We start from the raw sequence: 13,588 nt of genomic DNA, 5'->3' as shown, positions 1-13,588 counted from the left end.
CGTAACTCATCTGGTGTTATCTTCCGGACCGGAAGACTCCAAGTCTCCACGGGGCGGTGCAGATCAGATGGCAGTGGGACAACTCCCGGACAAGGTGGGGGAGTTCGCGAAGTACCTGAGGGAACTGCTCGGGTGTCTCGACCAGGACGCGGGCTGGTGCGGCGTGTTCTGGCAGCGCGACCCCGACGGCATGCGGGCCTGTGTGGACGGCGCCGAGGTGCCGCCCTGGGACGTGGTGCAGGCGCTGCTCCACGACCTCGCGGCGGACCGCGGCGTCCCCGAGGCCGAGCGCGAACGGGGCCGGGCGCAGGCCCTGCACCGGGCCTCGCTCGACGCGTACGACGCCCGGCCCGGCGGCCGTGAACTCCTCGCCGACCGGCTCGACATGATGCTCAGGGAACAGCGGGTCGCCCTGGATCGGCAGGCGGACCTGTCGCGGCAACTGGCCGCGGCGGTCGACGCGGACGAGGCCGACCGCATCAACCTCGACCTGGCGTGGGTACGGGACGACCACGAGCGGGCGACGGCACGCTGCGCCGAACTCCGGGAGCGGATGGACCGCCTGACCCAGGCGGAGCGTCCGACGTGGGTGGACCTCGGCGCGGGGGCGCCGGGGGGCGACTTCTCGGCGGACTCGTTCGGCGGGGGAGCGGGCTTGGACGTGGGCTTGGGTGGGGGTGCGGGTGTGGATGCCGGTGGGTTCGCCGGGGGCTTCGCCGACTTCGGGGTGGAGGGCGGTGGGGTGGTGGCCGACGACCACGCCGTGAGCCCAGTCCCGGTCGACGACTTCGACTTCGATCCCGCGCCCGCCGCGCCGCGGCACTCGGCGCCGGACGCCGGACCCCACGTACCCCGGCAGGGCGCCGAGCGATCCCGGCGCTGGCCGCGCGGTGCACGGTTCGCCGGGTTCGGGGACAGCGGGGGACAGGGCGCGCGCGGGCCGGTGACCGGGCCTGAACCGGGGTCCTCGGGCGAGCCGCCCCGAGGCGCGCGCTTCCCGCAGGTCGCGGCTTCGTCGGCCTCGTCGGGCGCACCCGCTCCGGCGGCGCAGGAACGCGCCCCGCACCACACCGAGGCCCAGGCGCGGCCCCGGAGTCATGCCGAAGTCGCACCCGACCCCGGCCCCGACGCCGACGCCCGCGCCACCTCCGACGCCGTCCGCGACCTCATCCGGCTCCGGGGCGAGGGCCGCAGCGGGGAGGCGCACGGCGTGCTCGTCGAGGCCACGGCCTGGCCCGCCGCCCGGCTGCCGCTCTTCGCCGGCGAACTGCACCGCGCCGGCCTCGGCGCCGACTGGGCCACCCTGCTGTGGGAGGCCGCCTCCCTGCCGCCCGACCGGCTCGTCGCGCTGGCCGACGCGCTGGCCGGGGCGGGCCGCGGCGACGACTGCAGAAAGCTGCTGCGGCAGGGCGTCGCGCGCCCCGCCCCCGAGATCGCCGAGGCGACCCTCGCCCTCATGGACGCCGGCCGGGAGCGGGAGGCCCGCGCGCTCCTGGACTCCTACGTCCGCGTCCGCACCTCCGAGGACGTGGCCCGCTGCGCGCACACGGATCCGCACCGCCTCATCCCCGTCCTCCTGGAGACGGCCAAGGGAGTCTCCGACGAACACCACTGGGATCTCGTGCACGCCCTGCGCGTCGCGGGCTTCAGCGCCTGACCCTGTCCTGCCCCTGACCTGACCGTGTCCCGGCCCCTGACTCTGTCCCTTTCGGCCCGTTTCTCGGCCGCTCGGGTGCGAAACATGATCGACTGGGCCGGTTGACGGCGATGGTCTTGCTCAGCCCGTCGGCGGAGGCTTACGTTCTCCTAATCCACGCAGCAAGTCTACGTGCGTAGAAGCTCTCTGACGTCCTCTCACGGACTTGCGAAGGAGCAGCTCATGGTCAACGTCGTACGCGCCGCACTGGTCCAGGCAACCTGGACGGGCGACACCGAATCCATGATCGCCAAGCATGAGGAGCACGCCCGCGAGGCGGCCCGCCAAGGGGCGAAGGTCATCGGCTTCCAGGAGGTGTTCAACGCCCCCTACTTCTGCCAGGTCCAGGAGGCCGAGCACTACCGCTGGGCGGAGCCGGTGCCCGACGGCCCCACCGTGACCCGGATGAAGGCGCTCGCCCGCGAGACCGGCATGGTGATCGTCGTCCCCGTCTTCGAGATCGAGCAGTCCGGTTTCTACTTCAACACCGCGGCCGTGATCGACGCCGACGGAAGCTACCTCGGCAAGTACCGCAAGCACCACATCCCCCAGGTGAAGGGGTTCTGGGAGAAGTACTACTTCAAGCCCGGCAACCTCGGCTGGCCGGTCTTCGACACCGCCGTCGGCAAGGTCGGCGTCTACATCTGCTACGACCGCCACTTCCCCGAGGGCTGGCGCCAGTTGGGACTCGGCGGCGCCCAGCTCGTCTACAACCCCTCGGCCACCTCGCGCGGCCTCTCCGCCCACCTCTGGCAGCTCGAACAGCCCGCCGCGGCCGTCGCCAACGAGTACTTCGTCGCCGCGATCAACCGCGTCGGCCAGGAGGAGTACGGCGACAACGACTTCTACGGCACGAGCTACTTCGTCGACCCCCGCGGCCAGTTCGTCGGCGACCCCGCGAGCGACAAGACCGAGGAACTAGTCGTCAGGGACCTCGACTTCGCCCTCATCGAGGAAGTGCGCCAGCAGTGGGCGTTCTACCGCGACCGCCGACCCGACGCCTACGAAGGACTGGTGCAGCCGTGACCGACCTGTACGACCGCCACCGGGCCGTGCTGCCCGACTGGCTCGCGCTCTACTACCAGCGGCCCATGGAGCTCACCCACGGCGAGGGCCGTCACGTGTGGGACGCCGCCGGCAACAAGTACCTCGACTTCTTCGGCGGCATCCTCACCACCATGACGGCGCACGCGCTGCCCGAGGTCACCAAGGCGGTGAGCGAGCAGGCGGGCCGGATCATCCACTCCTCGACCCTCTACCTGAACCGCCCGATGGTCGAACTCGCCGAGCGGATCGCGGCGTTGTCCGGCATCCCCGACGCGCGCGTCTTCTTCACCACCTCGGGCACCGAGGCCAACGACGCGGCGCTGCTGCTCGCCACCGCCCACCGCCGCTCGAACCAGATCCTGGCGATGCGCAACAGCTACCACGGCCGCTCCTTCACCACCGTCGGCATCACCGGCAACCAGTCGTGGTCACCCACCAGCCTCTCGCCGCTCCAGACGCTGTACGTGCACGGCGGCGTCCGCAGCCGCGGCCCGTACGCCGACCTGAGCGACGCCGAGTTCACCGCCGCCTGCGTGGCCGACCTGCGCGACATGCTCGGGCAGAGCCGCGGGGGAGTGGCGGCCCTCATCGCCGAACCCGTCCAGGGCGTGGGTGGCTTCACCTCGCCGCCCGACGGCCTCTACGCGGCCTTCCGCGAGGTCCTCGACGAGCACGGCATCCTGTGGATCGCCGACGAGGTGCAGACCGGCTGGGGGCGCACCGGCGACCACTTCTGGGGCTGGCAGGCGCACGCGGGCAGCGGCCCGCCGGACATCCTCACCTTCGCCAAGGGCATCGGCAACGGCATGGCGATCGGCGGCGTGGTGGCCCGCGCCGAGGTCATGAACTCCCTGGACGCCAACTCCATCTCGACCTTCGGCGGCTCCCCGGTCACCATGGCGGCCGGCCTCGCCAACCTCGCGTACCTCCTGGAGCACGACCTGCAGGGCAACGCCCGGCGGGTCGGCGGCCTCCTCATCGAGCGGCTGCGGGCGATCTGCGCGCAGCTGCCCGTCGTACGCGAGGTGCGCGGCCGCGGACTCATGATCGGCGTCGAACTGGTCGAGCCGGGCACCGACCGGCCCAACCCGCGAGCGGCCGCCGCCGTGCTGGAGGCGGCCCGCGAGGGCGGCCTCCTGATCGGCAAGGGCGGCGGGCACGACACCAGCGTGCTGCGCATCGCACCGCCGCTCTCGCTGACCGTCGCGGAGGCGGAAGAAGGCGCCTCGATCCTCGAACGGGCCCTGCGGAGCGCCTAGTTCGTCCAGAGGCCCGCGCGGCACCGCGCGGGCCCGCAGGAAAGGGAGCGCACCACATGAGCAACCGCACGCTGATCACCGGCGGCCTGGTCATCACGGCCTCCGACGAACTGCCCGTCGACGTCCTGGCCGAGGACGGCCGGGTGGTGGCGCTGGCCACCCACGACAGCCACGGCTTCACCGCCGACCGCGTGATCGACGCCACCGGGAAGTACGTGATCCCGGGCGGCGTCGACGCCCACACGCACATGGAGATGCCGTTCGGCGGCACCACCGCGGCGGACACCTTCGAGACCGGCACCCGCGCCGCGGCCTGGGGCGGCACGACCACCATCGTCGACTTCGCGATCCAGCCCAAGGGCGGGACGCTCGCGGAGGGACTGGACACCTGGCACGCGAAGGCGGCCGGACGGTGCGCCGTCGACTACGGCTTCCACATGATCATGTCCGACGTGAACGCGTCCTCGCTCAAGGAGATGGACGCGCTCGTCTCGGCCGGGGTCAGCTCGTTCAAGCTCTTCACCGCCTACCCCGGCGTCTTCCTCTCCGACGACGGACAGATCCTCCGGGCGATGCAGCGCGCGAGCGCCAACGGCGGCCTGGTGATGACGCACGCGGAGAACGGCCTCGCCATCGATGTCCTGGTGGAACAGGCGCTGGCCCGCGGCGAACGGGACCCCCGCTACCACGGCGAGGTCCGCAAGGCGCTCCTGGAGGCCGAGGCCACGCACCGCGTCATCAAGCTGAGCCAGGTGGCCGGCGCCCCGCTGTACGTGGTGCACGTCTCCGCGCAGGAGGCCGTCGCCGAGCTGGCCCGCGCGAGGGACGAGGGGCTGCCGGTCTTCGGGGAGACCTGCCCGCAGTACCTCTTCCTGTCCACCGACAACCTCGCCGAGCCCGACTTCGAGGGCGCCAAGTACGTCTGCTCCACGCCGTTGCGCCCGCGCGAGCACCAGGCGGCGCTGTGGCGGGGGCTGCGCACGAACGACCTCCAGGTCGTCTCCACCGACCACTGCCCGTTCTGCTTCAAGGGGCAGAAGGAGATGGGCCGGGACGACTTCTCCAAGATCCCGAACGGCCTGCCGGGCGTGGAGAACCGCATGGACCTGCTGCACCAGGCAGTCGTCGACGGGCACATCAGCCGGCGCCGCTGGATCGAGGTCGCCTGCGCCACACCGGCCCGGATGTTCGGCCTCTACCCGAGGAAGGGCACCATCGCGCCGGGCGCCGATGCGGACATCGTCATCTACGACCCGCACGCGGAGCAGACCATCTCCGCGCAGACGCACCACATGAACGTCGACTACTCGGCGTACGAGGGCAAGCGGGTCACCGGACGCGTGGAGACCGTGCTGTCCCGGGGCGTTCCGGTGATCGAGGACCGGGTGTACGCGGGGCGCGCGGGGCACGGGACGTACGTGCCGCGGGGGATCTGCCAGTACGCGTGAGCGGTGCGGCGGGGCCGAACTCAACGACCCCGCCCCGCCGTTGGTGTGACCCGGGTCACTCGGGGAGGGGCTTGGCCCGGCGGTCGGCCCCGTGTCACTATTTCTGCACGCCGACTCTGCCCAAAACCCGCCGCGAGGCCGGGGGTTGAGCGCCGTAGCCGCCGGTAGATGCTGGCGAGACCGGGCCCGAGCCCGACGCAGTTCCGATTCCCACCGCATTCCATCTCATGCGTGCCGTCCTGCCTCAATGCGGGCGGCGCGAGAGCCGCGCGTGCGATGGAGGCCCCTCCCTTTGCAGGTGTGCCGATGGGCCTGCCCTGACCCGGAGTTGTTCCGAGGGGGAACTCCGCAGGTCGAGGAGGGAATTGATGACCCTAAGCGTGAGATTCACCCTGCCGTTCCGCAGGCGTCCGCCGATCGCTCCATGGAGGAACCATGTCTGAGACCACCGATTTGAACGAGCTGTACTCGATCATCGAGAAGACGGCTCAGGTCGTGGACGTCACGAGTTCGCGCGAGAAGGTCTGGCCGATCCTGAACGCCTACAAGGAGTTCGTCGGCAACTCCGTGATCTCCTTCCGCGCGTCGACCGGCAGCAGCGCCGACGACCTCGACTGCCGCTTCACGATGCTGCCGAAGGGCTTCGACCCGTACGCCCGCGCCCTGGAGCACGACCTCACGCCGAAGACGGACCACCCGGTCGGCAGCCTGCTGAAGGAGGTCCACGAGAACCTCCCCATCACCAGCTGCGGCGTCGACTTCGGCGTCGCCGGCGGGTTCACGAAGACCTGGTCCTTCCCCAGCGCCGAGAACCTGGTCAAGGTCGACGACCTGGTCAAGCTCCCCTCGATCCCCGAGGGTGTCGCCGCCAACCTCGACTTCTTCAAGAAGTGGGGCCTCGCCGACATGGTGAGCACGGTCGGCATCGACTACTCCAAGCGCACCATGAACCTGTACTTCGGCGGCGGTGTCGGTGACCGCGTGCCGGCCGAGGTCTTCGAGGAGAAGGGCGTCAGGGCGATCCTCGGCGAGCTCGGCCTCGCCGAGCCGAGCGCGGAGCTGCTGCGGTTCTGCGAGCGCTCGTTCGTCATCTACGTGACCCTCGGCTGGGACTCGCCGGAGATCAACCGCTTCACGTACTCCGTCATGACGCCGGAGCCGCTGGGCCTGCCCATCGACCTGGCGCCGACGTTCGACCGGCTCATCAGGAACGCCCCGTACGACACGACGGGCCGCAACTACGTCTACGGCATCGCGTCGACGCCCAAGGGCGAGTACCACAAGATCGCCTCGTACTACCAGTGGCAGAAGCGCGTGGAGAATCTGCTGCGTTCGGACTCCTGACGGCAGTTCGGATTCCTGACGGCAATTCGCCCGCCAGGGCCTGAAGATCTTTCTCTGAAACGGCCGGATTCCGCACGGAATCCCGGCCGGCTTCATTTCTTCCTAGAACTCTGGATGATGCGATCTCCATGCAGAAAAGACAAAGGGAGCTGAGCGCGTTGACGCCATCGGCCTCGGCGGAGGGATTGCCGGACATACGACGCGCTCGGTCGGTCGGAATCGGGCGCGCCCACGCGAAGACCATCGTGCTGGGGGAACACGCGGTCGTCTACGGCGCCCCCGCTCTCGCGCTCCCGGTGCCGCAGCTGGCGGTCACGGCGAGCGCCGGCTGGTCGGCCCGCACCCCGGGCGACTCCGGCGACGTGTCCCTGACGATGACCGGATCCGCCTCGCGGCCGGTGGCGACGCAGGCGTCCGACTGGCTGCAGCGGCTGACCGCCGAGTTCCGGTCGACCATGGACGTGACCGACGACGTCCACCTCGACGTGATCCTGGACTGCGCGATCCCGCCGGGCCGCGGCCTCGGCTCCAGCGCGGCGTGCGCGCGTGCCGTCGTCTTCGCGCTGGCCGACCTCTTCGACCGCGAGGTCACCCCGCAGACCGCCTTCGACCTCGTCCAGACCGCGGAGAACGTGGCGCACGGACGCGCGAGCGGCGTGGACGCCACCGCCGTGGGCGCCTCGGGCCCGCTCCTCTTCCAGCAGGGCCAGGCCGAGGAACTCCCCATCGGCTGCGAGGGGTTGTTCATCGTCGCCGACAGCGGCGAGGTCGGCCGCACCAAGGACGCCGTCGGGCTGCTGCGCGAAGGCTTCCAGCGGCACCCCGGGGCGCAGGAGCGGTTCGTGGGCCGCGCCACGGAGCTCACCGACGCGTCCCGGCACGCCCTGGCCGACGGTGAACCCGAGCGGTTGGGCAGCCACATGACGGAGTATCACGAGCTGTTGCGCGAGGGCGGGTTGAGCACCGACCGCATCGACGCGCTGGTCGAGGGCGCGCTCGGGGCGGGCAGCCTCGGCGCCAAGATCACCGGGGGTGGCATGGGCGGCTGTGTGCTCGCGCTGACCCGGTCCGAGCAGGCCAGCGCGGTGACCCGGCGGCTGCACGAGGCCGGCGCCGTCCAGACGTGGGTCGTACCGCTGAGGGGGTTCACCGGCTATGGGCGCTGAACAGCAGGCCACCGCGGTGCGGTCGGCCGAGTCGGTGCGATCGGCCGAGTCGGTGCAGTCGGTGCAGTCGGCGCAGTCCGTGCGCGCGGGTGCGCCGGGCGCCGCGACCGCCGTGGCCCACCCCAACATCGCCCTCATCAAGTACTGGGGAAAGCGCGACGAACGGCTCATCCTGCCGCGCACCGACAGCCTGTCGATGACCCTGGACATCTTCCCCACGACCACCCGGGTCCGGCAGGCCCCCGGCGAGGACCACGACGAGGTGACGCTCGGCGGCAAGCCCGCCGAGGGCGACGCGCGACAGCGCATCGTCACCTTCCTCGACCTGGTGCGCGAGCGGGCCGGGGCCACCCACCGGGCCGTCGTGGACACCGAGAACACCGTGCCGACCGGCGCCGGACTCGCCTCCTCCGCCAGCGGCTTCGCGGCCCTGGCCGTGGCAGCGGCCGCCGCCTACGGACTCGACCTGGACGCCACCGCCCTGTCGCGGCTTGCCCGGCGCGGCTCCGGCTCGGCCTCCCGCTCCCTCTTCGGCGACTTCGTGGTCTGGCACGCGGGCCGCGAGGACGGCACGGAGGAGGAGGCGGACCTCAGCTCGTACGCCGAGCCGGTGCCCACAGGTCCCCTCGACCCCGCGCTGGTCGTCGCCGTCGTCAACGCCGGACCCAAGGACGTGTCCAGCCGCGCGGCCATGCGACGCACCGTCGACACATCGCCGCTGTACGAGCCGTGGGCCCGGTCCAGCGGGGACGACCTGACCGACATGCGCCGGGCGCTCGGCCGCGGCGATCTGGCGGCCGTCGGGGAGATCGCGGAGCGGAACGCGCTCGGCATGCACGCCACGATGCTGGCGGCCCGACCCGCGGTGCGCTACCTCTCCCCGGCCACGCTCACCGTGCTCGACGCCGTGCTGCAGCTCCGGCGGGACGGGGTTGCGGCCTACGCCACCATGGACGCCGGGCCGAACGTGAAGGTGCTCTGCCGCAACGCGGACGCCGACCGGGTGGCCGAGGTCGTGCGCGCCGCCGCGCGGGGCGGCGCGATCCACGTCGCCCGGCCCGGACCCGCCGCCCGGCTCCTGAACGAGGACGGGTGATGTCGCCCCGGACGGTCGTGCGGCGCGCGCCGGGCAAGCTGTTCGTCGCGGGCGAGTACGCCGTGGTGGACCCGGGCAACCCCGCGATCCTCGTGGCGGTCGACCGGTACATCACCGTCACCGTGTCCGAGCCCGACGCGCCCGGCGTCGTCCTCTCCTCCGACCTCCTCGCCTCGCCGGCGCACTGCCGGTGGCGGGACGGCGAACTGACCGGGTCGGCGCCGCAGGACACCCGGCAGCTCGGCGAGGGCCTCGCCCACGTGGCGGCCTCCGTCGGAATCGTGAACCGGCTCCTCGCCGAACGCGGCCTGACCTCACCGGAGTTGCACGTATCGGTGAGCAGTGGCCTGCACGAGAACGGCACCAAGTTCGGGCTCGGGTCGAGCGGGGCGGTCACCGTCGCGACCGTCGCCGCCGTGGCCGCGTACTGCGGTCTCGACCTGTCGTACGAGGACCGGTACCGGCTCGCCATGCTCGCCACGGCCGGCCTGGAACCCAAGGCCTCCGGAGGCGACCTCGCCGCGAGCACCTGGGGCGGCTGGATCACCTACCAGGCACCCGACCGCGCCGCCGTACTCGACCTGGCCCGCGCGGCCGGCGTCGAGAAGGCGCTGCGGGAGCCCTGGCCGGGCTTCGCGGTACGCCGACTGCCGCAGCCCGCGGGTCTTGCGCTGCAGGTCGGCTGGACCGGAAACCCCGCATCGACCACCACGCTCGTCTCCGGCCCCGACCGCGGAGCCTGGCGGGACACCGCCGGTTACCGGACGTTCGTGGAGACCAGCAACGACTTCGTGCGCGCCGCCGCCGACGCACTGGAGCGCGGCGACCGCGCCACCCTGCTGCACCAGATCCGAAGAGCCCGCCAGGAGCTGGCGCGCCTCGACGACGCGGTCGGGCTCGGCATCTTCACCACCCGGCTGACCGCGCTGTGCGACGCCGCCGAAGCCGTCGGCGGCGCGGCCAAGCCCTCCGGGGCGGGCGGCGGCGACTGCGGCATCGCGCTGCTGGACGCCGGGGCGGCCCAGGACATCGCTCACGTACAGAAACGGTGGACCACGGCGGGCGTGCGGCCCTTGCCGATCCGTCCCGCCATGGAAGGGAACGAGGAATGATCTCTCAACGCAAGGACGACCACGTCCGGCTGGCCGTCGAGCACCAGCGCCAGCACAGCGGACAGAACCAGTTCGACGAGGTGTCGTTCGTCCACCACGCGCTGGCGGGCATCGACCGGCCGGACGTCTCCCTGGCCACGAGCTTCGCCGGCATCTCCTGGCCGGTGCCGCTCTACATCAACGCGATGACCGGCGGCAGCGTCAGCACCGGCGTCATCAACCGGGACCTGGCCATCGCCGCCCGCGAGACCGGCGTCGCCGTCGCCTCCGGCTCCATGAGCGCGTACTTCAAGGACCCGTCGTGCGCCGAGACGTTCAGCGTGCTGCGCAAGGAGAACCCCGACGGGTTCGTCCTCGCCAACGTCAACGCGACCGCCTCCGTCGACAAGGCGCAGCGCGCCATCGACCTGGTGCGGGCCAACGCCCTGCAGATCCACATCAACACGGCCCAGGAAACGCCGATGCCCGAGGGCGACCGGTCGTTCTCCTCCTGGGTCCCGCAGATCGAGAAGATCGCCGCGGCCGTCGACGTCCCCGTGATCGTCAAGGAGGTCGGCAACGGCCTCAGCCGTGAGACCGTCCTCCTCCTGGAGAGCCTCGGCGTCAAGGTCGCCGACCTCGGCGGCCGCGGCGGCACCGACTTCGCGCGCATCGAGAACGGCCGCCGCGAACTGCGCGAGTACGCCTTCCTGCACGGCTGGGGCCAGTCCACCGCCGCCTGCCTCCTGGACAACCAGGACGTCGGCATCCCGGTCCTCGCCTCCGGCGGCGTGCGCAACGCCCTCGACGTGGCCCGCGCCCTGGCGCTCGGCGCGTCCGGCGTCGGCGTCTCCGGCGGGTTCCTGCGCACCCTGAAGGACGAGGGCGTCTCCGCCCTCATCGCACAGATCTCCACCTGGCTCGACCAGCTGGCCGCCCTGCAGACCATGCTCGGCGCCCGCACCCCCGCCGAACTGCAGCGCTGCGACCTGCTGATCCACGGCGAACTCCGCACCTTCTGTGCCGACCGGGGCATCGAGACCGGGCCCTTCGCCCAGCGCTCGCGCTCCGTCGCGGCCGCCACCGAGCTGACGGGAAGCACCCGATGACCGACACACACGCCATCGCAGGCGTCCCGATGCGCTGGGTCGGCCCGCTGCGCATCTCCGGGAACGTCGCCACCACCGAGACGCAGGTCCCGCTCGCCACCTACGAGACGCCGCTGTGGCCCTCCGTGGGACGCGGCGCGAAGGTCTCCATGCTGGCCGAGAAGGGCATCGTCGCCACCCTCGTCGACGAGCGGATGACCCGCTCGGTGCTCGTGGAGGCGACGGACGCGCAGACCGCGTACGTGGCGGCCCGCGCCATCGACGCGCGCATCGACGAGCTGCGCGAAGTGGTGCGCGGCTGCAGCCGGTTCGCCGAGCTGGTGAACATCCGGCACGAGATCAACGCCAACCTGTTGTTCATCCGGTTCGAGTTCACCACCGGTGACGCGTCCGGGCACAACATGGCGACGCTGGCCTCCGACGCGCTCCTGAAGCACCTCCTGGGGACCATCCCGGGCATCGCCTACGGATCGATCTCCGGCAACTACTGCACGGACAAGAAGGCCACCGCGATCAACGGCATCCTCGGCCGGGGCAAGAACGTGGTCACGGAGCTGCTCATCCCGCGGGACGTCGTCACCGACGTGCTGCACACGACCGCCGCCAAGGTGGTCCAGCTGAACATCCGCAAGAACATGCTCGGCACCCTGCTGGCCGGCGGCATCCGCTCGGCCAACGCCCACTACGCGAACATGCTGCTCGGCTTCTACCTGGCGACCGGCCAGGACGCGGCCAACATCGTCGAGGGCTCGCAGGGCGTCACCATGGCCGAGGACCGCGACGGCGACCTCTACTTCGCCTGCACCCTGCCGAACCTGATCGTCGGCACGGTCGGCAACGGCAAGGGGATCGAGTTCGTGGAGACCAACCTCGCCCGGCTCGGCTGCCGGGCCGAGCGCGAGCCCGGGGAGAACGCGCGGCGCCTCGCCGTCATCGCGGCGGCGACCGTGCTGTGCGGGGAGCTCTCGCTCCTCGCCGCCCAGACCAACCCCGGTGAACTGATGCGTGCGCACGTCCAGTTGGAGCGCGACAACACGACGGAAAAGGTCGGTGTGTGAGGCATGGCCAGTGGTTCAGGCATAGGTATTCATGATCTGTCGTTCGCGACGACCGAGTTCGTGCTGCCGCACTCGGCGCTCGCCGCGTACAACGGCACGGAGATCGGCAAGTATCACATCGGCATCGGCCAGGAGTCGATGAGCGTGCCGGCGGCCGACGAGGACATCGTGACGCTGGCCGCGTCGGCGGCCGCGCCGATCGTCGAGCGGCACGGCAGCGAGCGCATCCGTACCGTCGTCTTCGCGACGGAGTCCTCCATCGACCAGGCCAAGTCGGGCGGCGTGTACGTCCATTCGCTGCTCGGACTGCCCTCGGCGGCCCGTGTGGTGGAGCTCAAGCAGGCCTGCTACGGGGCGACGGCCGGGCTGCAGTTCGCCCTCGGCCTGGTGGCGCGCGACCCCGAGCAGCAGGTCCTTGTGATCGCCAGCGACGTCTCCAAGTACGAGCTGGACAGCCCCGGCGAGGCCACCCAGGGCGCCGCCGCGGTGGCCATGCTGGTGGGCGCGGACCCGGCCCTGGTGCGCATCGACGGCCCCTCCGGCCTGTTCACCGCCGACGTGATGGACTTCTGGCGGCCGAACTACCGGGACGCGGCGCTGGTGGACGGGCAGGAGTCGATCTCCGCCTATCTGCAGGCGGTCGAGGGCTGCTGGAAGGACTACACCGAGCAGGGCGGCCGGGCGCTGGAGGACTTCGCCGCGTTCTGCTACCACCAGCCGTTCACGAAGATGGCGTACAAGGCCCACCGCCACCTGCTCAACTACTGCGGGTACGACACCGACAAGGACGCCATCGAGCAGGCGCTGGGCCGGACCACCGCGTACAACCGGGTGATCGGCAACAGCTACACCGCGTCGGTGTACCTGGGCCTCGCCGCCCTCCTCGACCAGGCCGACGACCTGACCGGACGCCCGATCGGGTTCCTGAGCTACGGCTCGGGCAGCGTCGCCGAGTTCTTCGCGGGCGAGCCGGTCCCCGGCTACCGCGAGCGGCTGCGCACCGCGGAGAACCGCGCGGCCATCGAGCGGCGCACGCCGCTGGACTACGCGGGCTACCGTCAGCTGCACGAGCGGTCGTTCCCCACGGACGGCGGGGACTACCCGACGCCGGTGCAGAACGGCGGACAGTTCCGCCTGGCGGCCCTGCGCGGTCACAAGCGGATCTACGAACGGCGGTAGGGCCCCGTGCGGTACCGCAGGTGCGGGGGCGGCCCGTCGGGGGCGCCCCCGCACGCCGCGTCCAGGTATGGCGGTGGCGAACAGGCGCCGGACAC

Annotated in this window: 11 protein-coding genes; all 11 read left to right on the top strand. The window is 71.5% G+C overall.

Annotated features, from left to right (window positions below):
* Window positions 1-67: 67 nt before the first annotated feature.
* The 11 genes from ACZ6CV_RS35700 (at window position 68) to ACZ6CV_RS35650 (ending at window position 13,493) form a co-directional block, all read left to right on the top strand.
* Window positions 68-1,657 carry a hypothetical protein gene (locus tag ACZ6CV_RS35700; protein ID WP_469255873.1) on the top strand — a complete coding sequence of 530 codons (1,590 nt, stop codon included), beginning with the start codon at window positions 68-70 and terminating at the stop codon, window positions 1,655-1,657.
* 222 nt (window positions 1,658-1,879) lie between these two features.
* Entirely contained in the window at window positions 1,880-2,722 is an 843-nt protein-coding gene (locus tag ACZ6CV_RS35695; RefSeq protein WP_358773787.1) for a nitrilase-related carbon-nitrogen hydrolase, read from the top strand.
* Window positions 2,719-4,002, top strand: a complete 1,284-nt coding sequence (locus tag ACZ6CV_RS35690) for an aspartate aminotransferase family protein (RefSeq protein ID WP_469255871.1) — start codon at window positions 2,719-2,721, stop codon at window positions 4,000-4,002. The genes ACZ6CV_RS35695 and ACZ6CV_RS35690 overlap by 4 nt, the downstream gene beginning before the upstream one ends.
* A 56-nt stretch (window positions 4,003-4,058) precedes the next feature.
* On the top strand, window positions 4,059-5,450 hold the full coding sequence (gene hydA, locus ACZ6CV_RS35685; RefSeq protein ID WP_469255869.1) for a dihydropyrimidinase: 1,392 nt from the start codon (window positions 4,059-4,061) through the stop codon (window positions 5,448-5,450).
* A gap of 435 nt (window positions 5,451-5,885) precedes the next feature.
* Entirely contained in the window at window positions 5,886-6,794 is a 909-nt protein-coding gene (locus ACZ6CV_RS35680; protein ID WP_469255867.1) for an aromatic prenyltransferase, read from the top strand.
* Window positions 6,795-6,922: 128 nt separating this feature from the next.
* A complete protein-coding gene (gene mvk / locus ACZ6CV_RS35675; RefSeq protein WP_469255865.1) occupies window positions 6,923-7,960 on the top strand; it encodes a mevalonate kinase in 1,038 nt (345 codons plus the stop codon).
* Entirely contained in the window at window positions 7,950-9,056 is a 1,107-nt protein-coding gene (gene mvaD, locus ACZ6CV_RS35670; RefSeq protein WP_469255864.1) for a diphosphomevalonate decarboxylase, read from the top strand. Before mvk ends, mvaD begins: the two co-directional genes overlap by 11 nt.
* Complete coding sequence (locus ACZ6CV_RS35665; RefSeq protein ID WP_469255862.1) at window positions 9,056-10,168, top strand: phosphomevalonate kinase; 1,113 nt, start codon at window positions 9,056-9,058, stop codon at window positions 10,166-10,168. The genes mvaD and ACZ6CV_RS35665 overlap by 1 nt, the downstream gene beginning before the upstream one ends.
* Complete coding sequence (gene fni / locus ACZ6CV_RS35660) at window positions 10,165-11,256, top strand: type 2 isopentenyl-diphosphate Delta-isomerase (RefSeq protein ID WP_469255860.1); 1,092 nt, start codon at window positions 10,165-10,167, stop codon at window positions 11,254-11,256. Before ACZ6CV_RS35665 ends, fni begins: the two co-directional genes overlap by 4 nt.
* The gene (locus tag ACZ6CV_RS35655) at window positions 11,253-12,314 is read left to right on the top strand and encodes a hydroxymethylglutaryl-CoA reductase (protein ID WP_355806166.1); all 1,062 of its coding nucleotides are present in this window, start codon (window positions 11,253-11,255) and stop codon (window positions 12,312-12,314) included. Before fni ends, ACZ6CV_RS35655 begins: the two co-directional genes overlap by 4 nt.
* 3 nt (window positions 12,315-12,317) lie before the next feature.
* On the top strand, window positions 12,318-13,493 hold the full coding sequence (locus ACZ6CV_RS35650; RefSeq protein ID WP_362365265.1) for a hydroxymethylglutaryl-CoA synthase: 1,176 nt from the start codon (window positions 12,318-12,320) through the stop codon (window positions 13,491-13,493).
* Window positions 13,494-13,588: the final 95 nt, after the last annotated feature.

It is taken from the genome of Streptomyces sp. NPDC041713 (assembly GCF_055591085.1).
Note: the sequence above shows the minus strand (reverse complement) of the source record. Positions and strands in the feature narration are given on the sequence as shown.

Coding starts and splice junctions, on each gene's coding strand:
- ACZ6CV_RS35655 (WP_355806166.1), top strand. CDS start 11,253: ATGACCGACACACACGCCATCGCAGGCGTCCCGATGCGCTGGGTCGGC.
- ACZ6CV_RS35650 (WP_362365265.1), top strand. CDS start 12,318: ATGGCCAGTGGTTCAGGCATAGGTATTCATGATCTGTCGTTCGCGACG.
- ACZ6CV_RS35695 (WP_358773787.1), top strand. CDS start 1,880: ATGGTCAACGTCGTACGCGCCGCACTGGTCCAGGCAACCTGGACGGGC.
- ACZ6CV_RS35665 (WP_469255862.1), top strand. CDS start 9,056: ATGTCGCCCCGGACGGTCGTGCGGCGCGCGCCGGGCAAGCTGTTCGTC.
- mvaD (WP_469255864.1), top strand. CDS start 7,950: ATGGGCGCTGAACAGCAGGCCACCGCGGTGCGGTCGGCCGAGTCGGTG.
- ACZ6CV_RS35680 (WP_469255867.1), top strand. CDS start 5,886: ATGTCTGAGACCACCGATTTGAACGAGCTGTACTCGATCATCGAGAAG.
- hydA (WP_469255869.1), top strand. CDS start 4,059: ATGAGCAACCGCACGCTGATCACCGGCGGCCTGGTCATCACGGCCTCC.
- fni (WP_469255860.1), top strand. CDS start 10,165: ATGATCTCTCAACGCAAGGACGACCACGTCCGGCTGGCCGTCGAGCAC.
- ACZ6CV_RS35700 (WP_469255873.1), top strand. CDS start 68: ATGGCAGTGGGACAACTCCCGGACAAGGTGGGGGAGTTCGCGAAGTAC.
- mvk (WP_469255865.1), top strand. CDS start 6,923: ATGCAGAAAAGACAAAGGGAGCTGAGCGCGTTGACGCCATCGGCCTCG.